The 21,859-nt window shown below is 61.5% G+C and carries 24 protein-coding genes and 1 riboswitch; of the genes, 22 read left to right on the top strand and 2 right to left on the bottom strand.

All coding sequences use genetic code 11. The features are described from left to right. The first annotated feature begins 128 nt into the window (after nt 1-128). The 14 genes from hisD (at nt 129) to hisF (ending at nt 12,537) form a co-directional block, all read left to right on the top strand. Complete coding sequence (gene hisD, locus FFI94_RS17630) at nt 129-1,451, top strand: histidinol dehydrogenase (protein ID WP_138868975.1); 1,323 nt, start codon at nt 129-131, stop codon at nt 1,449-1,451. Then, nucleotides 1,448-2,584 (top strand): histidinol-phosphate transaminase, encoded by a 1,137-nt coding sequence (locus tag FFI94_RS17625; RefSeq protein ID WP_138868974.1) that lies wholly within the window; start codon nt 1,448-1,450, stop codon nt 2,582-2,584. The genes hisD and FFI94_RS17625 overlap by 4 nt, the downstream gene beginning before the upstream one ends. Next, nucleotides 2,581-3,195: an imidazoleglycerol-phosphate dehydratase HisB gene (gene hisB, locus FFI94_RS17620; RefSeq protein ID WP_138868973.1), complete on the top strand. Its 615-nt coding sequence runs from the start codon at nt 2,581-2,583 to the stop codon at nt 3,193-3,195. Before FFI94_RS17625 ends, hisB begins: the two co-directional genes overlap by 4 nt. Continuing rightward, complete coding sequence (locus tag FFI94_RS33735; RefSeq protein ID WP_033230914.1) at nt 3,192-3,341, top strand: hypothetical protein; 150 nt, start codon at nt 3,192-3,194, stop codon at nt 3,339-3,341. The genes hisB and FFI94_RS33735 overlap by 4 nt, the downstream gene beginning before the upstream one ends. Continuing rightward, nucleotides 3,341-4,507, top strand: coding sequence for an MFS transporter (locus FFI94_RS17615; protein ID WP_260684178.1), 1,167 nt, complete (start codon nt 3,341-3,343; stop codon nt 4,505-4,507). Before FFI94_RS33735 ends, FFI94_RS17615 begins: the two co-directional genes overlap by 1 nt. Before the next feature lie 61 nt (nt 4,508-4,568). Then, entirely contained in the window at nt 4,569-5,117 is a 549-nt protein-coding gene (locus FFI94_RS17610; RefSeq protein ID WP_138868972.1) for an AAA family ATPase, read from the top strand. Nucleotides 5,118-5,267: 150 nt separating this feature from the next. Then, nucleotides 5,268-5,381: riboswitch (SAM riboswitch) on the top strand. Next, on the top strand, nt 5,364-6,698 hold the full coding sequence (locus FFI94_RS17605) for an LLM class flavin-dependent oxidoreductase (RefSeq protein ID WP_397495455.1): 1,335 nt from the start codon (nt 5,364-5,366) through the stop codon (nt 6,696-6,698). Its footprint overlaps the riboswitch before it by 18 nt. A 17-nt stretch (nt 6,699-6,715) precedes the next feature. Beyond that, nucleotides 6,716-8,083 carry an NtaA/DmoA family FMN-dependent monooxygenase gene (locus FFI94_RS17600; protein ID WP_138868971.1) on the top strand — a complete coding sequence of 456 codons (1,368 nt, stop codon included), beginning with the start codon at nt 6,716-6,718 and terminating at the stop codon, nt 8,081-8,083. Between the two features lie 117 nt (nt 8,084-8,200). Continuing rightward, nucleotides 8,201-9,265 (top strand): LLM class flavin-dependent oxidoreductase, encoded by a 1,065-nt coding sequence (locus tag FFI94_RS17595; protein ID WP_138868970.1) that lies wholly within the window; start codon nt 8,201-8,203, stop codon nt 9,263-9,265. Between the two features lie 9 nt (nt 9,266-9,274). Then, nucleotides 9,275-9,910, top strand: coding sequence for an imidazole glycerol phosphate synthase subunit HisH (gene hisH, locus FFI94_RS17590; RefSeq protein WP_033230912.1), 636 nt, complete (start codon nt 9,275-9,277; stop codon nt 9,908-9,910). Continuing rightward, complete coding sequence (locus FFI94_RS17585) at nt 9,907-10,170, top strand: hypothetical protein (RefSeq protein WP_138868969.1); 264 nt, start codon at nt 9,907-9,909, stop codon at nt 10,168-10,170. The genes hisH and FFI94_RS17585 overlap by 4 nt, the downstream gene beginning before the upstream one ends. A gap of 19 nt (nt 10,171-10,189) precedes the next feature. After that, on the top strand, nt 10,190-10,924 hold the full coding sequence (gene priA / locus FFI94_RS17580) for a bifunctional 1-(5-phosphoribosyl)-5-((5-phosphoribosylamino)methylideneamino)imidazole-4-carboxamide isomerase/phosphoribosylanthranilate isomerase PriA (protein WP_045070169.1): 735 nt from the start codon (nt 10,190-10,192) through the stop codon (nt 10,922-10,924). A 9-nt stretch (nt 10,925-10,933) separates the two neighbouring features. Beyond that, complete coding sequence (locus tag FFI94_RS17575; RefSeq protein ID WP_138868968.1) at nt 10,934-11,767, top strand: inositol monophosphatase family protein; 834 nt, start codon at nt 10,934-10,936, stop codon at nt 11,765-11,767. Continuing rightward, nucleotides 11,764-12,537 (top strand): imidazole glycerol phosphate synthase subunit HisF, encoded by a 774-nt coding sequence (gene hisF / locus FFI94_RS17570; protein ID WP_033230908.1) that lies wholly within the window; start codon nt 11,764-11,766, stop codon nt 12,535-12,537. Before FFI94_RS17575 ends, hisF begins: the two co-directional genes overlap by 4 nt. Here the strand turns inward: hisF and FFI94_RS17565 are convergent. After that, nucleotides 12,534-13,163 (bottom strand): TetR/AcrR family transcriptional regulator, encoded by a 630-nt coding sequence (locus FFI94_RS17565; protein WP_138868967.1) that lies wholly within the window; start codon nt 13,161-13,163, stop codon nt 12,534-12,536. The genes hisF and FFI94_RS17565 overlap by 4 nt on opposite strands. Nucleotides 13,164-13,240: 77 nt before the next feature. Between FFI94_RS17565 and FFI94_RS17560 the strand changes: the two genes are divergently transcribed. The 4 genes from FFI94_RS17560 (at nt 13,241) to FFI94_RS17545 (ending at nt 19,150) form a co-directional block, all read left to right on the top strand. Next, nucleotides 13,241-14,722, top strand: coding sequence for an NAD(P)/FAD-dependent oxidoreductase (locus FFI94_RS17560; RefSeq protein WP_138873248.1), 1,482 nt, complete (start codon nt 13,241-13,243; stop codon nt 14,720-14,722). A 114-nt stretch (nt 14,723-14,836) separates the two neighbouring features. After that, complete coding sequence (locus tag FFI94_RS17555; protein ID WP_138868966.1) at nt 14,837-18,157, top strand: protein kinase domain-containing protein; 3,321 nt, start codon at nt 14,837-14,839, stop codon at nt 18,155-18,157. 100 nt (nt 18,158-18,257) lie between these two features. Next, the gene (locus FFI94_RS34760) at nt 18,258-18,800 is read left to right on the top strand and encodes a DUF3558 family protein (RefSeq protein ID WP_138868965.1); all 543 of its coding nucleotides are present in this window, start codon (nt 18,258-18,260) and stop codon (nt 18,798-18,800) included. 32 nt (nt 18,801-18,832) lie between these two features. Beyond that, a complete protein-coding gene (locus FFI94_RS17545) occupies nt 18,833-19,150 on the top strand; it encodes a hypothetical protein (protein WP_260684177.1) in 318 nt (105 codons plus the stop codon). Nucleotides 19,151-19,398: 248 nt separating this feature from the next. On the opposite strand, the gene FFI94_RS17540 is transcribed toward FFI94_RS17545, so the two are convergent. Beyond that, the gene (locus tag FFI94_RS17540; protein ID WP_138868963.1) at nt 19,399-19,935 is read right to left on the bottom strand and encodes a universal stress protein; all 537 of its coding nucleotides are present in this window, start codon (nt 19,933-19,935) and stop codon (nt 19,399-19,401) included. A 128-nt stretch (nt 19,936-20,063) separates the two neighbouring features. Between FFI94_RS17540 and hisI the strand changes: the two genes are divergently transcribed. The 4 genes from hisI to FFI94_RS17520 all read left to right on the top strand — a co-directional run bounded on the left by hisI (nt 20,064) and on the right by FFI94_RS17520 (nt 21,841). After that, a complete protein-coding gene (hisI, locus tag FFI94_RS17535) occupies nt 20,064-20,408 on the top strand; it encodes a phosphoribosyl-AMP cyclohydrolase (protein ID WP_033230902.1) in 345 nt (114 codons plus the stop codon). A gap of 27 nt (nt 20,409-20,435) precedes the next feature. After that, nucleotides 20,436-20,729, top strand: coding sequence for a DUF1905 domain-containing protein (locus FFI94_RS17530; protein ID WP_138868962.1), 294 nt, complete (start codon nt 20,436-20,438; stop codon nt 20,727-20,729). Between the two features lie 22 nt (nt 20,730-20,751). Next, on the top strand, nt 20,752-21,378 hold the full coding sequence (locus FFI94_RS17525) for an SRPBCC family protein (protein WP_138868961.1): 627 nt from the start codon (nt 20,752-20,754) through the stop codon (nt 21,376-21,378). Between the two features lie 73 nt (nt 21,379-21,451). Further along, on the top strand, nt 21,452-21,841 hold the full coding sequence (locus FFI94_RS17520) for a DUF2784 domain-containing protein (protein ID WP_138868960.1): 390 nt from the start codon (nt 21,452-21,454) through the stop codon (nt 21,839-21,841). The last annotated feature ends 18 nt before the right edge of the window (nt 21,842-21,859 follow it).

Raw genomic sequence — 21,859 nt, 5'->3', positions numbered from 1 at the left:
CGTGCGGCCGCTGAGCGCCGCAGGTGGACCGGTGGATAACTGAGTGCGACTATCCTGAATAATTGACGTCAGTTCTGTGTTCTCTCCGCGAGAACCAGGTCCCCCGTTTGCGTACGAGAGGAACTCTCATGCTTGCCCGCACCGACCTGCGTGGTCGTACCCCATCCACGGCCGAACTTCGTGCCGCGCTTCCGCGAGGTGGAGTGGATGTGGATGCGGTGCTGCATCAGGTTCGCCCTATGGTCGAGGCTGTTCGCGATCGCGGCGCAGAAGCTGCTCTCGAGTTCGGTGAGAAGTTCGATGGCGTTCGCCCCGATTCGGTTCGGGTACCGGCAGCTGAGCTCGAGCGCGCACTTCGTGAACTCGACCCGGCCGTCAAGGAAGCCCTCGAGGTTGCGATCGAGCGCACCCGCAAGGTGCACGCCGATCAGCGCCGTAAGGACACCGTCACCGAAGTAGTTCCTGGCGGTACGGTCACCGAGCGTTGGGTTCCGGTCGAGCGCGTCGGCCTCTATGTGCCCGGCGGCAACGCCGTGTACCCGTCGAGCGTTGTCATGAACGTCGTCCCGGCCCAGACTGCCGGCGTCGGATCGCTTGTCGTGGCTTCGCCTCCTCAAGCTGATTTCGGCGGATTGCCTCACCCCACGATTCTTGCCGCAGCGGCCATGCTCGGAGTAGACGAGGTATGGGCCGTCGGCGGCGGCCAGGGCGTTGCGCTTCTGACCTACGGCGGAACCGACACCGACGGAACCGAGCTCGTACCGGTAGACCTCATCACCGGCCCCGGCAACATCTATGTCACTGCCGCCAAGCGCCTCTGCCGCGGACTGGTCGGCATCGATGCCGAAGCCGGACCGACCGAGATCGCGATCCTCGCCGACCACACCGCTGACCCGGTCCACGTTGCCGCCGACCTCATCAGTCAGGCCGAGCACGACGTGATGGCCGCCAGTGTCCTCGTCACGACCAGCGTCGAATTGGCCGACGCCGTCGACAAGGCGCTGGCCGCGCAGCTCGAGATCACCAAGCACCGCGAGCGCGTCAACACCGCACTCACCGGAAGTCAGTCCGGAACCGTTCTGGTCTCGGATGTCGAAGCCGGTCTGCGCGTCGTCAACGCCTATGCGGCGGAGCACCTCGAGATCCAGACCGAAGATGCAACCGGTGTCGCAGCACAGGTCACCAGCGCCGGAGCGGTTTTTGTCGGGCCGTGGGCACCGGTCAGTCTCGGTGACTACTGCGCCGGTTCCAACCACGTCCTGCCGACGGCCGGCTGTGCTCGTCACTCGTCCGGTCTGAGTGTGCAAACCTTCCTGCGCGGCATCCACGTGATCGACTACTCCGAATCGGCGTTGAAAGACGTTGCCGGACATGTCATCACGCTTGCCAATGCCGAAGACCTGCCGGCTCACGGCGAGGCTGTGCGTCTGCGGTTCGAGGCTCTGCGATGAGTACTGTTCCCGGAGCATCTATTTCAGTCGACGCGCTCCCGATTCGCGAGAACCTGCGCGGTAAGTCCGCTTACGGCGCTCCGCAGTTGACGGTTCCCGTCCAGCTCAACACCAACGAGAACCCGCACCCGCCGACGCAGGCACTCATCGACGACGTCGCTGAATCCGTTCGTGAGGCCGCAAAGGAACTGCACCGCTATCCCGACCGTGACGCCGTGGCGCTGCGGACGGATCTGGCTGCCTACCTGTCGAAGCAGACGGGAGTGCCGGTCACCGTCGACAATCTGTGGGCCGCCAACGGATCCAACGAAATCCTGCAGCAACTGCTTCAGGCCTTTGCCGGTCCGGGACGCAGCGCGATGGGATTTGTGCCGTCGTACTCGATGCACCCGATCATCGCCGACGGCACCGACACCGAGTGGGTAGAGGTATTCCGCCGCGGCGACTTCGCGCTCGACGTGGATGCTGCCGTCACCGTGATCGCGGAGCGTCGACCGGACGTCGTCTTCGTCACGAGTCCCAACAATCCGACCGGACATAGTGTCGGCATCGCGGAACTGCGACGCATCCTCGAGGTTGCGCCTGGCATCGTGATCGTCGACGAGGCATACGCGGAGTTCTCCGCAGCGCCGAGTGCGATGACGCTCATCGACGAGTTCCCGGCCAAGATCGTGGTCACGCGCACGATGAGTAAGGCGTTTGCGTTTGCCGGTGGCCGACTCGGCTACCTTGCTGCCGCTCCCGCGTTCATCGACGCACTGTTGTTGGTGCGCTTGCCGTATCACCTCTCGGTGGTCACCCAGGCTGCCGCGCGCGCCGCGCTGCGTCACGCAGACGAGACCCTCGCGAGCGTGCACGCACTGTCGGCTGAGCGTGATCGGGTGTCGAAGGCGCTCGCGGACTCCGGTTTCCGAGTGATTCCCAGTGACGCGAACTTCATCTTGTTCGGCCAGTTCGCCGACAGTGCCGCTGCTTGGCAGGCCTACCTCGATCGCGGCGTCCTCATTCGCGACATCGGTATCCCCGGATATCTGCGGGCGACTGTCGGACTCGAAGCCGAGAACGACGCGTTCATCAAAGCCAGTGACGAGATCGCCGGTACAGCACTCATCAACGCAGGAGAAACGGTATGAGCGATCGCATTGCGCGGATCGAACGGACGACGCGGGAATCCAGCATCGTCGTCGAATTGAACCTCGACGGGACCGGCATCGTGGACGTCTCCACCGGCGTTCCGTTCTTCGATCACATGCTCACGGCTCTGGGTACTCACGCCAGCTTCGACCTGAGTGTTCAGGCCAAGGGTGACGTCGAGATCGACGCTCACCACACCGTCGAGGACACCGCCATCGTTCTCGGTCAGGCGTTGGGTCAGGCTTTGGGAGACAAGAAGGGTATTCGCCGGTTCGGTGATTCCTTCATTCCGATGGACGAAACCCTCGCGCACGCGTCCGTCGACGTGTCCGGCCGTCCGTACTGCGTGCACACCGGGGAACCGGATTACATGGTGCATTCCGTCATCGGTGGGTACCCCGGAGTTCCGTACCACGCTGTGATCAATCGCCACGTCTTCGAGTCGATCGCGCTCAATGCGCGTATCGCGCTGCATGTTCGGGTTCTGTACGGACGAGATCAGCACCACATCACGGAGGCCGAGTACAAGGCTGTTGCTCGCGCTCTGCGTGAGGCAGTCGAGCCGGATCCGCGCGTGAGTGGCGTGCCGTCGACGAAGGGCACCCTGTGAGCGTCCTCTTTACCTATCTGCTGTTCATCGGTGCGGGAATCGCTGTGGGCGGAGCGTATTCGATGTTCAAGGTGAACAAATTGGCGTCGGGAATTCTTCTGGCACTGGCAATTCTGGCGGCGGTTGCGGGCGCGCTGCGCATCTGATGGTCGAACGCACATCATCCCCGGGGTTGCTCCGAACCCCGGGCATGATCAGTGTCCTGGTCATGGCGGCTGCCGCTTTTGGTGGCTGGTCCCTACTGCTTCCGGTTGTTCCGCTGGTGGTGGCCCAGTCCGGTGGTTCCGATGCTTTGGCAGGAGCCGTGACGGGCGTCTTCATGGCGACCACTGTGCTGACACAGCTGCTGGTGCCGCGGTTGTTGCGGACCCGTGGCTATCGCCCCGTGCTCGCTGCGGGGTGCATGTTGCTCGGGCCGCCGTCGCTGGTGCTGCTGATTTCTTCCAATTCGATTGCGGCGTTGTCCGTGTCGGCAGTGCGCGGCATCGGATTCGGGTTGCTCACGGTGGCAGGCGGCGCCCTGGTTGCGGAATTGGCGCCCCGGCGGGTCCTGGGCCGAGCTACCGGCGCGCAGGGCATTGCGATTGCGGCCTCTCAAATGGCAGGTTTGCCACTGGGTTTGGCGATAGCGTCACGATGGTCGGCGACGCCGGTCTTCATCCTGGGCGCCGTGGTCCCGGCGCTCGCGGTGATTGCCGTAAGCCGCTTGCCGAAACTTCATGCTCAACCCACGGGCACGTCCGCGCGAGTGAGTGTGTTCACGGTTCTTGTCCCCGTGGTCGCGCTCGCGTGCGTGTCAGCTTCGTTCGGCGGTCTGTCCTCACTGTTGCCCATCGCAATGTCGGATCGCGCTGCGATTGCCGGCGTGGTGCTGGCGACGGCCAGTGCGTCCATGTTGGTTGGTCGATACTCGGCGGGATTGATCTCCGATCGGTTCGGTAGCGGCAAGATGCTCGCGCCGGCATTGGTGTCGGCGGCAGGCGGTCTCCTCCTGTTCGCCCAGAGTGTCGACAACGGCCAGATGGTGGTCTTGATCGGCGCTGCAGTGCTTTTCGGGTTCGGATTCGGTGCGGTGCAGAATGAATCCCTGGTCATGGCTTTCTCGGCGGCAGGGCCGAAACGAATCGGATCGGCCAGCGCGATCTGGAACATTGCCTACGACGCCGGCACTGGAATAGGCGCGATTGCGCTGGGATTTGTTGCATCGGCAGCGGGATACACGTGGGTATTCGTCGTCTCGGCAACTGCTGTCGCGTTGATCCCAGCCCTTGCTGCGGGCGGCAAAGGCATCGGGGCGCGGGTTTCCCGCTAGCACCATGACGCTTCGACTCCGGAGGGTCCACGGTCGGTGGAGTTTTCCGTAGGATCGACCAGTGTCCCATCGCACCCTGGTCGTCCTCGGAGGTCTCCCGGCAACCGGAAAATCCACCGTTGCAGCAGAACTCCAACAGCGGGCGCGCTTTGCCTACGTTCGGATCGACACTATCGAGCAGGCACTCCGCGAGTCAGGGGAGTTGCGATCGGGAGACCCGAATGAATCCGGGTATCGCGTCGGCTATGCCGTAGCGCGGGACCTCCTACGGGCGGGTAATCGGGTACTTGTCGAGTGCGTCAACCCGATCGAGATCACGCGTCGGGCGTGGCGGGGCGTGGCTGCGTCGTCCGGCGCGGACATCCTGGAAATCGAACTGTTCTGCGCCGATGCGGCTACGCATCAGCGGCGCGTGGAAACGCGCGTGATCGACATTCCGGGATTCGAACTCCCGCAGTGGGAGGCTGTCCGAACGCGGGTCTACGAGCCGTGGCCCGGCGCTCGACTTCGCCTGGATACGACAGCGCTGTCTCCGGCGGCGGCTGCAGAGAGAATCGTGCAGACACTGCTGACGATCGAACGTCGACAAGGATCTGCATCGCGGGCATGATCCGCCCGCAGACGTTGCCGCGGACTACTTCGAATCGTCGAGAATGAAACTGTTCAGCCTGTGATCGTCTGAGGTAGGGCGGCTTTCGGGAAGTGCGTGGTGATGCGGTTGGATTGCCGGCGCGTCCGGGCTTTCGTAACCTCGACGACAGGTGCAGAGCTCCAGCAACAAGGACCGGCTAGCTGGACGGCAACCCTTCATGCCGATGGGGTGCCCCGGAATCACACCTGGCGGCACACGCGGTGTGTGTCGCAAGCGGCAGTCGTGGCACGAACCAGCAGCGAAGGTGCTGGTGGTTTCGCGGCCGACACTGCGCGCTCCCGAGTAGTCCTCGAACAGGAGTATCGCCTGATGACGTCAACCTTCCCTCTCCACCTAGCCGTCGCGCTGGACGGCGCCGGATGGCATCCCGCTGCGTGGCGAGAACCCCACTCGCGCCCGAGTGAGTTGTTCAGCGCGTCGTATTGGACAGACTTGGTGACCACCGCCGAGCGTGGGTTGCTCGATTTCGTGACCATCGAAGACAGCCTCTCCGTGCCGACTGCGCATCCCTTCGGGCCGGTTGACAACAGTGTCGATCAGGTTCGTGCCCGGCTGGACGCGCATCTTGTGGCCGCGAGGCTGGCGCCGGTCACTCGCAACATCGGTTTGGTTCCGACCGTCACTACGACGCATACCGAGCCGTTCCACGTCTCCAAAGCTGTTGCAACACTGGACTACACCTCACGTGGTCGAGCGGGATGGCAGGTGAAGGTCTCGGCGTCGGCACTCGAGTCCGGACAGTTCGGGCGACGATCGATTCCGGAGCTCAGCGAGCAGGACCGGGAGTCGATCGTCGCGGGTGTGCTTCCGGATTTCGTGCGGGATCTGTTCGACGAATCGGCGGAGGCCGCGGATATCGTGCGGCGCCTCTGGGACAGTTGGGAGGACGACGCCGAGATCCGTGACGTGGCGCAGCGGCGCTTCATCGATCGAGACAAGGTGCACACCATCGATTTCGAAGGTAAGTATCTGTCCGTTCGGGGACCATCGATCACGCCGCGGCCTCCGCAGGGGCAACCTGTCGTCACCGCGTTGGCGCACCAGCGCGTTGCCTACGAATTAGCCGCTCGGGCAGCTGATCTGGTTTTCGTGACGCCACCAGGCGCCGAGCAGGTCGCACCGATCATCGGTGAGGTGAACGCGGCGCAGGAACGCGTCGGGCGTCGGGGCGAGGCGCTGCGTGTGTACGCGGACGTCGTCGTATTCCTCGACGCGGACGGCGAATCGGGGCAGGATCGCCTTGATCGGCTGGATGCATTATCCGGCAACGAATACCGGTCAGATGCCTACATTTTTGCCGGATCGGTCTCAGCCTTGGCGGATCTCCTGATCGCGTGGCAGGAGAAGGGAATCGACGGGTTCCGTTTGCGCCCCGGGGTCGCGGTGGACGATCTCGACGCAATCTCGGGCCGGCTGGTCCCGGAGTTGCAGAACCGCGGCGTGTTCCGGACCGAGTATCCGCAGGAAAACCTGCGCGGAGTGCTCGGACTGCCCACCGATGTCCCCAACCGCTACGCCGCCGGTACTCCGGCTGCCTGAACGAGAGGAAACCGATCATGAGTTCTCAGCAGCGTAAGCAGGTCATTCTGGGTGCCTACCTGGGCGGGGTGAACCACCACACGGCGTGGTGGGATCCGCAGGCGGGCAGCCAGATCGAATTCGATTCGTTCGAACACACAGCACGGACGGCGGAGCGGGGCAAGTTCGACTTCTTCTTTCTCGCAGAAGGCCTCGCACTGCGTGAACGCGCGGGGCAGGTATTCGACCAGGACATCATCGGTAGGCCAGATACGTTCACGGTGCTAGCGTCGTTGGCCGCGGTCACGGAGCATCTGGGACTGGCGGGCACCATCAATGCCACGTTCAACGAACCGTACGAATTGGCTCGTCAATTCGCGACACTCGATCAGCTGTCCGGTGGCCGCGCGGCGTGGAATGTTGTCACGTCCTTCGACGCGTTCACCGGGCAGAACTTCCGCCGCGGCGGATACCTGGATAGTTCGCAGCGATACGAGCGTGCGGAAGAGACGCTCGCGCTCGTCCGCGAACTGTGGGATTCGTGGCGCAGTGACGACATTGTGGCGGACAAGGACTCCGGCCGATTCCTCGCTCGACCCGATGCCGGTGAATTCGCCTTCCACGGATCACATTTCGATGTCAGTGGAAAATTTACGGTGCCGCGGAGCCCCCAGGGCCGACCGGTCATCCTGCAGGCCGGTGTATCTCCACAGGGGCGCGATTTTGCTGCCGGTAACGCCGATGCGATCTTCTCGCCCTACGGCGATCTACCAGACGCCGTGGAGTTCTACCGCGACATCAAGGCACGCGCCGTCGCAGCTGGACGCGAGCCGGGTGAGATCAAGATTCTGCCGTCTGCGAGTTTTGTCCTCGGGACGTCCGAGGCGGATGCGATCGAGAAGTATCGCGACATTCGCAACCAGCAGGTGACCGGCCAGACGGCTCTGATCCTGCTCGAACAGATCTGGAATCGCGATCTCTCGGCCTATGACCCCGAAGGTCCGCTGCCCGACATCGCGCCGGATCCCGAAGCACCGCCCATCATTCAAGGCAAAGCGTTTATTCACCAGGACAGGTTCGCGACGGTGGAGCGGTTGCGCGCCGTCGCGGAGAGCAAGAAGCTGACACTGCGTGAAGTGGTGATCGATCAGTTCGAACGCGGCCCGATCGTCGGGACAGCGCAGCAAGTGGCCGAGAAGATCGATTCGTTTGTCCAGAACGACGGTTCGGACGGCTTCATCATCGGATCGCACTTGGTACCGACAGGTTTGGACGAGTTCGTGGACGAGGTAGTCCCGCTCTTGCAAGATCGTGGTGCCCTGCGCGCCGATTACGAAGGAACGACATTGCGGGACAATCTCGGTCTTGCGATTCCGGCGGAACGAGAGAAGGCGTCTGCTCGCTGACATCGACGACCGCACCGGGCCCAGCCGAACAACGGCTGGGCCCGGTGCGCTGAGTTATCGAGCGATGCGGAGCACCATTGGTTTTGATCACAGAGTTTTGTTCACTGAGGAGATTTCATGCCCACACGTTCGGTACCGCTGCAGAAGTTGGGCTTTCTGACGATCGGTCTCTTCGACGAGCATCGGCCCGAACTCGGTCACGAGTCGACTCTCGAAATTATCGAGCTGGGAGAGAAGCTCGGATTCGACAGTGCGTGGCTGCGGCACCGGCACCTGCAGTTCGGAATCTCGTCGCCGATAGCGGTCATGGCCGCGGCGTCGCAGCGCACTCGACGAATCTCGTTGGGGACAGCGGTCACGCCCCTGGGGTGGGAGAACCCACTGCGTCTCGCCGAGGATTTCGCAACCGTCGACATCCTCTCCGGCGGTCGCGTCAATCCCGGCGTGAGTGTCGGTCCGCCGATGCAGTACGAACGGGTGAAGGCTGCGCTCTATCCGGATACGGCCGATGTCGAGGATTTCAGCTACGAACGTGTGCATCGGCTCCTTCGGGCGGTCGAAGGAAAACCTGTCTCCGGGTGGAGCGGCACGGAGGGAATCGAGCAGTTCTCCGATCGGGTACAACCGCATTCGCCTGGTCTGCGAAGTCGAATGTGGTACGGCGGAGCGAGTTTACGGTCTGCCGAGTGGGCTGGAATGACCGGACTGAATCTACTGGTGAGCAGTGTGGTGAGGGCTGAGGAATCGACGGATTTCGACGAGATTCAGTACTCGCACATTCAGCGGTTCCGTGAACATCATCCCGCCGGTGAGGCTGCTCGGGTGTCGCAAGGCCTCGTTGTCATCCCCACGGACACCGCGTCGAACGAGCAGATCCGCAAGTATCGTGACTATGCGGACAGCAGGCTCGCCCGCACGAGCGAACCTCAGGGACCAGCGCGCATGATGTTCGCCCCCGATCTCGTCGGAAGTTCGGACGAGATTGCCGACATGCTCTATGAAAACGCGGCGTTCCGTGCCGTCGACGAAGTAGCGTTTGCTCTGCCGTTCAGTTTCGATCATTCGGACTACGTGCAGATACTGACCGACATGGCGACCAAGCTGGGTCCAGCGCTGGGCTGGGAGCCGATCCCGGATTCGGGTGCAGGCGGCGAAGTAATCGGCGCCGACGTTGCCCGATAGAGTTGGGGCATGAGCGCTTCCACGATTGCCGTCCTCGACTACGGCTCCGGCAACCTGCATTCGGCCACCCGCGCATTGGCGCGCACCGGCGCACAGGTGGAGGTAACCAGCGATCCCAAGGTGGCGTTGGCCGCAGACGGCTTGGTCGTTCCCGGCGTCGGCGCATTCGCGGCGTGCATGGAGGGCCTGCGTGAGGTTCGGGGGGAGCGGATCATCGGTCAGCGCCTTGCCGGCGGCAGGCCGGTTCTGGGCATCTGCGTCGGCATGCAGATTCTGTTCGAGCGCGGCGTCGAATTCGGCGTCGAAGCCGAGGGCTGCGGTGAATGGCCCGGCACTGTCGAGCGGTTGAAGGCCGATGTTCTGCCGCACATGGGCTGGAACACCGTCGAAGCACCCGAGTCCAGCACCCTGTTCAAGGGCATCGACGCCGACACGCGCTTCTACTTCGTGCACTCGTACGGTGTGCAGAATTGGGAACTGCCGCCGTCCGAGCACATCGCCGCACCCAAACTCACCTGGGCTGATCACGGCGGAAAGTTCCTCGCTGCCGTCGAGAACGGTGCGTTGTCCGCAACGCAGTTCCACCCCGAGAAGTCGGGCGACGCGGGTGCTGAACTGCTGAGCAACTGGGTGCAGAGTTTGTGACCCCGCCTTCGGGCAAATACAGCGGAGACAACTTTTCGTTGGCTCGTCTTGCGCTGTTCTCGCTCGGCGCCGCCGTGGCTGTTCTCGCAGTCACGACGGCGGTCGTGGTTCTGGCAGATCCGACGCCTGTCGTGGGGCTCGTCATCGGCCTAGTCGGGGTTGCCGCGGCTATCGCGGCGATGGGCGTCGTATCCAAGCGGATGACCCGGAAAGCCTTCGGTGAAGGTGATCAAGACCCGACACACGGTTCCGGGTCCTGACCGACTAGGGTTATCGCACGTGAGCCTGGTCCTTTTGCCTGCTGTGGATGTTGTCAACGGTGAAGCTGTTCGCCTCGTGCAAGGAGAGGCGGGAAGTGAGACCGGTTACGGGTCGCCGCGCGACGCCGCCCTTGCGTGGCAGAACGACGGCGCCGAATGGGTACATCTTGTCGACCTCGATGCTGCCTTCGGCCGCGGATCCAACAGCGAACTGCTGGCAGGCGTCATCGGCGACCTGACGGTCAAAGTCGAGTTGTCCGGTGGAATCCGTGACGACGCCTCCCTCGAAGCTGCACTGGCCACCGGCTGTGCCCGCGTCAACCTCGGTACCGCTGCTATCGAAGATCCCGAGTGGTGCGCGCGTGCATTGGCCAAGTACGGCGACAAGATTGCCGTCGGCCTCGATGTGCGTCTGGTCGACGGTCAGTACCGCACCCGCGGTCGCGGCTGGGTCACCGACGGCGGCGACCTCTGGGAAACCCTCGCTCGCCTGGACCGTGACGGCTGCACGCGTTACGTCGTCACCGACGTATCGAAGGACGGCACCCTCACCGGTCCCAATCTCGAACTTCTGAGCCAGGTGTGCGCTGTCACCGACGCTCATGTCGTTGCGTCCGGTGGTGTCTCGACCATCGACGATTTGTTGGCCATCTCCAGCCTGGTGGATCAGGGCGTCGAAGGTGCGATTGTCGGCAAGGCGCTGTATGCCGGCCGCTTCACCCTTCCCGAAGCACTTGCTGCAGTTTCCGGTTAGATTCGCTTGATGACCCCGCCGCGTGACCTCGACGAACTCCTCGCGATTGCCGGTGGGCTGCTCGACGGAGTTCACGATCAGTTCGTATCCGGTGTGGGCTCGCCCAGTGCGGTCCGCAAGGGCTGGAGCGATTTTGCCACCGAGGTAGATCTTGCACTCGAGAAGCGGTTGTCGTCGGAGTTGTTCGACCGCACCGGGATTGAGGTACACGGCGAGGAATTCGGCGGGCCGGACATCGAATCAGGGCTTGTCTGGGTCCTCGATCCCATCGACGGCACGTTCAACTACTCGGCCGGGCTCCCGCAAGCCGGAACGCTGCTCGCACTACTCGACGACGGTGTTCCGGTCCTGGGATTGACCTGGTTGCCGTTGATCGGCCATACCTACGCGGCAAAGGCCGGCGGTCCGTTGTTGGTGAACGGCACTGCGGTTCCGCCGCTGGAGTCCACCGATCTGGCGTCGTCGATCGTCGCTCTGGGTGCGCTCAACGCGAAGAGTCGTGGACGAATTCCCGGCAGTTATCGCCTCGAGGTGCTCGCTGAAATCAGCAAGGTGTCGTCTCGCATCCGTATCCACGGCAGCACCGGCGTGGATCTGGCCTTCACTGCGGCAGGCATTTTGGGCGGCGCTATCGTCTACGGGCACAATGCGTGGGACAACGCGGCGGGGGTCGCACTAGTGCGCGCAGCAGGTGGGGTGGTCACCGATCTGGCCGGCAATCCGTGGACCGTAGAATCGGGTTCGGTACTTGCTGCCGCTCCCGGTGTGCACGGTGAAATTCTCGACATCCTTACATCGCTCGGTGATCCGCGCGCTTCGTCCTCAGGAGGACCAACGTCATGACCCTCGCAGTTCGTGTGATCCCGTGCCTCGACGTCGATGCCGGGCGAGTGGTCAAGGGTGTCAACTTCGAGAACCTCCGCGACGCGGGTGATCCAGTCGAGCTGGCCGCAGCGTACGACGCCCAGGGCGCAGACGAGCTGACCTTCCTGGACGTGACGGCGTCGACGTCTGATCGTGGCACGATGCTCGACGTCGTAAGTCGAACTGCCGAGCAGGTTTTCATTCCGCTGACGGTCGGTGGCGGCGTGCGTACGGTCGAGGACGTCGATCGTCTGCTGCGGGCCGGAGCCGACAAGGTGAGCGTCAATACCGCAGCTATCGCGCGCCCGGAACTGCTCAAGGAATTGAGTGAGCGTTTCGGTTCTCAGTGCATCGTCCTCTCCGTCGACGCCCGAACCGTGCCGCAAGGCCAGCCGGACACTCCGTCCGGCTGGGAGGTCACGACGCACGGCGGTAAGCGCGGCACCGGCATCGACGCGGTCGAGTGGGCCGAGCGCGGTGCGGAGTTGGGCGTCGGCGAGATCCTGCTCAACTCGATGGACGCCGACGGCACCAAAGCCGGTTTTGATCTGCTGATGATCCGCGCTGTCCGCGCCGCTGTTCACGTCCCGGTCATCGCCAGCGGCGGTGCCGGTCTGGTCGAGCATTTTGCGCCCGCAGTCGAAGCCGGCGCTGACGCAGTCCTCGCGGCCAGTGTCTTCCACTTCGGTGATCTGAGCATCCCGCAGGTCAAGGACGCTATGCGCGCCGAGGGAATTGTCGTCCGTTAGGCGTTATCTGCTCGGATTCCGTCGAACATCATCCGGGTGATCGCCTGGTTGAGTGCGGTGCAGTCCACGGACGACTCCGCTCGCAGTCCTTGAATGCCGCTGGCCAGCATCATTCCGTTGACGGCCTGTGCCGTGTTCGCGATGTCGAGGTCGGCGCGGAGATATCCGCATTCGACGCCGTGACGGAGATATCCGGCGGTCAGCGCGGCAGCCTGGTCGAGTAGGTCGAGCATGCGGCCGGTGAGGTCGGCGTCGACACCCGTTGTCTCGAAGAGCAGTACCCGCGGGATCCGGGGGTCGTCGAAGAAAATGCGGGGGAGTGCGTCTGCGATGCGCGCTACCTGGGCGCGGTACTCGTCCAAGGTGCTTGCCGCGTCCGGCGCATTGTCGGTGGCGAGTGCGGTGATGATCTTGGCAATCAGATCGTCGATGACGTGATCGATGATGTCGCGTTTGTTCTCGAAGTATCGGTAGAACGTGCCGTGGCCGATGCCGAGAGTTGTTGCAATGTCCGCGATCCCCGTGGCGTGATAGCCGCGTTGGGCAAAGCACTCGAACGATGCGTCGATGATCTCGCGGCGCAGTTCCGCCTTTTTTCGCTCCGCTCGGGTTATGGCCTTGGTCACGCTGAAGATGATACCGTTTTCCATACCGGAATGACGTGTCAGTTTCTGATGTGCGATTCACGAGGGGATTCGATCTGATGGCAGTGCAGTACGACGCAGTAGTGGTGGGGGCGGGCTTCGGTGGAATGGGCGCAGCCATTCAGCTCAAGCGGCTGGGCCTGAACAACCTGGCGATTCTCGAGCGCGAGGATGACCTGGGCGGAACATGGCACGTCAATCGCTATCCCGGATTGGCGGTCGACATCGCGTCTGTCACCTACTCGTATTCGTTCGAGCCCAATCCCCATTGGTCGAGGCTCTTCGCGCCGGGGGCGGAACTCAAGAAGTATGCCGACCATGTCGCAGACAAATACGATCTACGACGGCATATGACGTTCGGCGCCGTGGTGAACGGCGCGCGGTGGGACGAGGACGAGGCGCACTGGGTGGTGTCCGTGGACGGGCAGCCTGCGATCACGGCGACCTATCTACTGACGGCAACGGGTTTTCTCTCCCAGCCGCACCGACCGGACATCTCCGGCATCGATGAATTTGCCGGCAAGATCATTCACACCACGGCCTGGGATGACTCGTACGATCTTGCCGGAACGAAGACCGCAATCATCGGAACCGGTGCTACTGCAGTGCAACTCATTCCCGAGGTTGCACGACAGGCCGCGGATCTGACCGTGTATCAGCGCACGCCGATCTGGGTGGTTCCCAAGCTGGACGTGCCCATTCCGTCGGCCGTTCAGAAACTCTTCTCTCGAATTCCGTTGACACAGAGGATCGCGCGCGCGGTCAGTTCTGGAATCCTGGAAATGATCATGGTGAGCGCTGTCCTGCATTACAAGCAGGTGAAGCTGCTCAACAAGGGCGCCGCGGCAGCATCGCGTGCCTTCCTACGGTCTCAGGTCCGCGACGCGGCACTGCGTAGGCAACTCACTCCGGACTACGACTTCGGGTGCAAGCGACCTACGTTCTCCAACAGCTACTTCCGTACATTCACCAAACGTAACGTTCACCTCGAGACGGCGTCGATCGATCACATTGCCGCCGACGGTATCGTCACGGTCGACGGGCGTAAGACCGAGATCGACACCCTGGTGTTGGCAACCGGGTTCAACCTGTGGGATGTCAACTTCCCGGCTATCGAGGTTATCGGCCGTGAGGGCCGAAATCTCGGAAAGTGGTGGCGTGACAACCGTTTCCAGGCATACGAGGGAGTGTCCGTCCCGCATTTCCCCAACTTTCTCACCCTCGCGAGCCCGTATTCGTACAGCGGACTGTCGTACTTCACGACCATCGAATCGCAGATGCAGCACATGGAGCGACTGTTCGGTGAGCTGAAGCGGCGAGGCGCAGACACCTTCGAGGTCACCGAGGCAGCCAACTCCGAGTTTCTCGACCGAATGACCGAAAACCTGGCCGACTCCGTGTTCTACGGCGGCAGTTGCCAGACCGCGCGAAGCTATTACTTCAACCAGCACGGTGAGGCGGCGATCTTGCGGCCCACATCGACGCGCAACGCATTTGTCGAGGCGAAGCGCTTTCCTCTCGAGGACTATTCGATCTCCTGAGCCTCTTGTGACTGGCGGCGGCGGTGCGTCGCGCCAAAAAGGGATATCCTGATTTTGGACTTCTCGAGATCAGTGCCAGCGAATCTTCGGGGAGGGCTGGTTGGTGCAAGGTTGATGTCGGAACTCGATCCGTTTGGTACGCAGCGTGCTGATCCGTTCAGCACGGCGCACGACACTTCGAACGTCGTCTCCGAGTTGGAGATGTCGGGGCTGGAGGACGCCCGCGAAATCGGGCGCGGAGGCTTCGGTGTCGTTTACTGCTGTTCGCAGCCGCGCTTGGACCGCATTGTGGCAGTGAAGGTCCTCACCGCGAGCGTTGAACAGGACAACGATGCTCGCTTCGTCCGTGAACAACACGTGATGGGGAGGCTGACCGGCCATCCGAACATCGTCAACGTTCTGCACGTCGGCACTACGGCAAGCGGTCACCCCTACATCGTGATGCCGTATCACCCGCGAGGATCGCTGGAAACAAGAATTCGTTCAACAGGTCCGCTGTCGCTGAACGAAACTCTCAGACTCGGAGTGAAAATAGCCGGCGCCATCGAAAGCGCTCATCGACTCGGGATTCTCCACCGAGACGTCAAACCGGCTAACATCCTGTTCACCGATTACGGTGAGCCGGCGATCACGGACTTCGGGATCGCGCACATTGTGGGCGGATTCGAAACGTCCACCGGTACCGTAACCGGATCACCGGCGTTCACGGCACCCGAGATTCTCAGCGGCGAACCACCCAGTGTTGCGGGCGATATCTACGGTCTTGGTGCAACGCTGTTCTGCGCAGTGTCCGGGCATGCGGCATTCCAGCGTCGTAGCGGGGAGGAATTGATCGCACAGTTCTTGCGTATCACGACCGAGCCGATTCCCGACCTCCGTGAACTCGGAATCCCGGAAGGGATGTCCGTCGCCATCGAGCGTGCGATGAATGCCGACCCACTTCGGCGGACTGCTTCTGCCCGCGACTTCGGCGAAGAACTTCGACAGATCCAGTCCGCCAAAGGGTTTCCCGTCACCGATATGGCGCTCCTGACAACCGAATCGGGGGAACCGACTCAACGGGATTCCGACAGTGCGAGCAGCAGAAGTGCGGTGTCGTCGGTGTCTGTCGCCTCCACACCCCCTCCCGGCAACCTGCCGTTGGAATTGACCAGCTTCATAGGGCGTCGGCGGGAATTGACTGATACGAAGGCGAAGATTCTCGAATCCCGGCTGGTCACATTGACGGGTGTCGGTGGAGTCGGAAAGACCCGGCTGGCTGTCCGAGTCGCCGCGGATCTGCGACAGAAATTCGACGACGGAGTCTCCGTAGCCGAACTGGGCGAACTCCAAGACGCGTCGTTGCTCGCCGATCTTGTTGCGTCCTCGCTGGGGATCAGAGATCGTACCGGCCCCCTTGAAGACGTATTGGCTGACTTTCTGGCCAACCGGAACGTGCTGCTGTTGCTGGACAACTGCGAACACCTGGTCAGTGCAGTAGCTGACCTGGTCACGTTTCTTCTGCGCGTGTGTCCGGACCTTCGCATTCTGGCAACCAGCCGAGAACCACTCGGAATTGGTGGTGAGACTGTTCTTCGGGTGCCGCCGTTGTCCGTGCCCGCCCCCGACCTCGAAACGTCACTTCACAGTTTGTCTCGATTCGACGCGATCACGCTGTTCACCGATCGGGCCGCCGCGGCACTGCCTGGATTCGAGATGACTGAGGGAAACAAGGCTACGGTTGCGCGGATTTGTCGGCGACTCGACGGCTTACCCCTACCCATTGAACTGGCTGCGGCCCGATTGCGTTCGATGTCCGTCGAACAAATCCTCGATCGGTTGACCGACCGGTTCAAGTTACTCACACTCGGTAGCCGCAATGCACCGTCCCGCCAACAGACGTCGAGATTGTGCATCGACTGGAGTTACGATCTCTGCACGAGGTGGGAACAACAGCTGTGGGCACGGCTATCCGTTTTTGCCGGCGGCTTCGAACTCGATGCAGTGGAAAGCATTTGCTGCGGCGATCACAGCCCAGACGAGTTGCTCGACGGGATGGCCTCGCTGGTCGACAAGTCGATCCTGATTCGCGAAGAGTCGGAAACCGTCGTGCGTTTCAGGATGCTCGACACGCTCCACGACTACGGCCGAGAGAAAGCGGAAGAATCCGGCGACTACGGTTCGTTGCGGCGGCAACATCGTGACTGGTACCGAAAGATGGTGTTGGAAGCGGAAACCGAATGGATCAGTGCCCGGCAGAAAGACTGGATCGATCGATTAGGGAGAGAACAATCAAATCTCCGCGAGGCGATGGATTACGCGGAGTCGACGCACAGTGACGACGGACTCGGTCTGCAGATCGCGGGCGCGCTGTTTCCGTTCTGGCTCTCGCGTGGACTGTTCAGCGAGGGGCGCTACTGGCTCGACCACCTTCTGGCCATCGATCTCCGGTATCCGACCGCAGACAGAATCAAAGCCCTGTGCGCCAGTAGCGTGCTCGCCGAAATTCAGGGTGCGCTCGACGTCGCGACCGGGCGGGTTGCCGAAGCCGTCGAGCTGTCCGAGAACCTGGATGTTTTCGAGCATCTCGACTTGTCCGAGCATCTCGACGAGTGGACCTCGCAAGCGCGAGTGATCCAAGCACAAGGTTGCCTCGAACTGTTTCGCGGTGACTCCGAGCGCGCGTGCGACTACCTGAGGAAGGCGTTGGACCTGGTCGGCACCGGCGATGACCTCGCCTTGCGGGTGTGGATTCTGAACACCCTCGGAATGGCGTACGAAGCCAACGGTGAGACGGACCGCTCCATCTCCTGCCACGAGCAGGTCCTGGCGATCACGCAACGCACCGGCGAATCGGTGTACCGGTCCTACTCACTGTGGTCGATGGGCGTTGCGGTCTGGCGTAAAGGAGATCTCGCCTACGCAGCCGACCTTGTCAAACAAGCATTGCGTATTGCCGAACGCGTCGACGAGCCTCTCACCGCGACGGTGTGCCTGGACGCACTCGCATGGATTGCCGGCGCCGAACACGACGAACGGCGCGCCGTTGTCCTGATGGGCGCCGCGGAAGTGATCGTCGACATGGTGAACAGTTCGCCGGTTCTGTTCCCGAGCTTGGGAAACTACCGACAGCGATGCGAGCAGGAAACCCTTCGTGCGCTTGGTGGCCGGGCTTTTCGCAATGCGCGAATGCAAGGGCACTCACTGGACTTTCACGAGTCCGTAGCCTTTGCGCTGCAAGAGAATCCGTCGATTACCGGCCAGGCGGCCGGATTGAGTGCGCGTGAACAACAGATTGCCGATCTTGTCGCTGTCGGCCTCGACAACAAAGCCGTCGCGGATAAGCTCGCGATCTCGGTTCGGACAACTCAACGGCACATCGAGCACATTCTGACAAAGCTCGGTTTCACCTCACGCTCGCAACTCGCCGCGCGCGAGCTGGAGCACCCCTCGTAACACTGGAGCGCGTGACGGATTGCAATGGATGCGGCCGGGCGGGAACCGACTGCTTCTCCGGTGCGTCCAAATGTGTGAAGCCTGTCGATAGGGGAGTGCTATGAGGGCGTGGGGCGCTTGTCTGTCGGTTTCAGTGATCGCCCTACTCGGGGGATGTTCCTCGACGGTTGAGGGCGAGGCCTACCCTGTCGATTCGATCGGAATGTTCGATCCGTGCGCGGTTCTCAGTCAAGATGACCTGTTGAAACTGGGCGTCGATCCTGGCACTCAGGAGGCCGACCTTTTCAATGCGCATATTGAGGGATTTAACGTCTGCTCGTGGTTCGGAGCAGAATACTATCTGGGTCTCACATCAACGGCATACACGATTGAAGACGTGAAGATGAACCCTGAGTATCGCGATTTCAGGAGTGCGAGTGTTGCGGGACGTGAAGTTCTAATCTTCTCGGATGTAGCGGATGTCGGCATGCAATTTGGTATTTGCAACAGAGCAGTCCACCGCAATGATTCGAATCGATACCAAATTTGGCATGCCGCAAGACGAGAAGCCATGTGTCTTTGTCGAACGGGTAGCGCAAACGGTAGTTCGGCTACTCCCGTAGTTGTCCGAAGCTTTGTATCAACTGAGAATTACCAATTTTGAGAGAGGTATGAGTGTCCAATTCTGGATCGGAATTGAGTATCGACACTGATGTCGCGAAACCCATAGTCACCGCGTGCGAGGTGCTCATCGATGAGTATCGTCGATTGATCGTTAGAGCTCGACACCTCAAAGGACTCGGAGGATTCGGCACACTGGATTCTGGGCGTGCACTGCAGGGTAAATTTGAGGGAAAGGCATTTGGTAGTCCAGACTCATTGGTCAATGCATTGGAAAGTCACATCACGGTAGTCGATGGCATGCGCGCGTACTTCCAGAAGTGCATCGACAACGCCGCGGCGCAGGAACAGCAAAACGTCGACTCACTGAGGGGCGTGGGTCGGATCAACTGAATTACGTTGAACAACTTGATGTTTTGCGATGCACAGATATTGATTTCATGACTGCCTTTGGCATTATTGGACGGAATTTACACACGCATATTCACCAGTAATCAATTGCAGTTCCTGGTGACGGATTGATCAATGGCAATTCGGTTGTGGCCTGTCTGATTCGAGTAGGTGAGATCCGCGTAATCGTCGGGCGGCAGCATTCGCTCGGGAGGGTAGTGAACCTGAAAGTTCGAGGTCAGCGCTGATAGTTATGCTGACTTACGCGTCCACGTCGTCGATTTCACTCCGGCGGGAACCAGGACAATCGGGTATCGATTTTGGCGGTTCAGGCGTGCGGCAACAGAACTGTGTACCAACTGGCCCATCGCGGAAATCGGACCTCGTCGAGGTGTCCCGATCACAATGGTGAACGCGTCGTGTTTTTCCGCCGTCGACAGGATGACGGCTGCGGGATCTCCGTGGTTGCAGTCGTATGTCCAATCGCCGGTGTGAGATTTTAGTGCGGCGAGTATGCGCTCACGCTGGGAGGACAGGGCGGAATTGAGGCGTTTCTCGAACTGGGGCGAATCGGTTTCCACGGGTTGGTCCTCGGCAGTGATGCAGTGAACGACGTGAAGCGATGCATCTTCCGCGCGGGCCAGCGAGAGTGCAAAGTCGAGCACATGGCCGCTCGACGGTTCGCTGCCGATGCCGACCACAACATGGCGCGGATGGACGGTGCCGGCTGCCGGGCTTTCGAGGTGAAACGTGTGTTCGGGGTGTGGTCCGTCGTGGTGTTTCTTCATCGTGCGCGATCCTTCGCGGGAGATCGAAACTACGAGTTCAGAACTTTGACGTCTATTTTACGGCGATCGTCGTTGGATTTCTTCAGGCGGATTCCGCAGGTGGGGGTGTGGGACGGTATAAACGTCCTATGAGTCTTGACCCCGCGATTGCAGCAAAACTGAAGCGAAATGATGCCGGACTGTTCAGCGCAGTTGCGCAGGAAAAGTCCACGGGCGACGTGTTGATGGTCGCGTGGATGGATGACGAGGCGCTTGCTCGCACGCTGGAAACCCGTAAGGGAACGTACTATTCGCGTTCACGTCAGCAGTATTGGGTCAAGGGAGAGACGTCGGGCCACACCCAGTACGTCCACGAAGTTCGCCTCGACTGTGACGGCGATTCAGTGCTTCTGATCGTCGATCAGGAAGGCGCCGCGTGCCACACCGGTACCCACACCTGCTTCGATACCGACGTCTTACTCGCTGCAGAGTAGGAAACTTCACCACCGAAGGGGAGCTGTATGGCCGCGACGAAGACTCCGCAACCGCTCGACTATTCGTTTACCTCTCCCATCGAGAAGGACGGCGCATTCGCGACGTTTCTGACCGTGCCGGGGTCTGCGGAACTGCTCGGGACTCGGCGAGCAGTCAAGGTGGTCGGAACGCTGGACGGCGAGCACCCGTTCGAAGCGACATTGATGCCCTCAGGTGACGGATCGCATTGGCTGCCGCTGAGGGTTGCGTTGTGCAAGGCGATCGGTAAGAGCGCGGCAGGCGAAGAAGTGTCGGTCCACCTGCATCAGCGTTTGAGCTGACTTTTCCCGATGAAGGAGCGTCATGGTCGATGATGCAGTTGGTTCGTTGTCATCGGTAACCCGGCACCTGAGCAGGGTCGGCGACCAAGAGGGCAAGACGCGAACGCTTCGTATGTCGCGCGAACCGGCGGCGCCGATCGAGACGGTGTGGTCGGCGATAGCCGAAGTCAGCCGCATTCCGCAGTGGTTCATGCCTGTTTCAGGCGACGCCCGACTGGGCGGCCATTATCAACTCGACGGCAGTGCTGGGGGTGAGATTCTGACGTGCGCCGCGCCGCACACACTGAAGTTCACCTGGGAGTACGGCGGTGACGTCAGCTACGTGACGATCGAATTGGCCGAAACCTCCAGTGGCGGAACGCTGTTCGTTTTCAGTCATGTCGCCGACGTCGACCCGGATCGGTGGAGTGAATACGGGCCAGGTGCTGTCGGAGTCGGTTGGGACATCGGCCTGCTGGCATTGTCGCAACACGTCGAACAGGGATCCGACACACCACTGGAGACGCCGGAGTGGTCGGCAAGCGACGAAGGTAGAGCATTCATGGCGGTCAGTAGCGAATTGTGGGCTGACGCCGCGATCGCTTCCGGCGAGGACCCGGCGCAGGCGCATGCTGCCGCCGCACGAACAACCGCTGCGTACGCCGGGTAGAGAACGTCTGCGCGGACTAGCATCGGAATAGTCTGGTTGTTGCGGGACTTCCGCGCCACGAGCGGAGACAACGATGGTGTACCGGCTCATCGAAAGTGCGACGGTATTCGTTCACTTCAGCTTCATTCTCTACGTGGTATTCGGTGGGTTCGTGGCGTGGAAGTGGCGTCGTACTATTGCTTTTCACCTTGTCGCCGTTGCGTGGGGTGCAGGTTCGGTCCTGATCGGATACGACTGTCCGCTGACGAATCTCGAGAACTGGGCCCGCCGGATGGCGGGAATCTCCGAATTACCGTCTACCGGGTTCATCTCCTATTACATCGCCGGCGTTTTCTACCCCGTCAGTATCGAAGCGATTGTCCAGGGTGTTGCCGCTGCGGTGGTCGTGGGTTCCTGGGTGGGATACGTGCTGCTCGGACGGCACGTGAGGTCTGAGTCGGCGCGGGCACAGCCTCGCCACTGATGGATTCTTTCAGGCTGG

Origin of the sequence: Rhodococcus sp. KBS0724 (assembly GCF_005938745.2) — a bacterium.
Lineage (GTDB): Bacteria > Actinomycetota > Actinomycetes > Mycobacteriales > Mycobacteriaceae > Rhodococcus_F.
The sequence above is the reverse complement of the archived record's forward strand: the minus strand, read 5'-3'. Positions and strand labels throughout refer to the sequence as shown.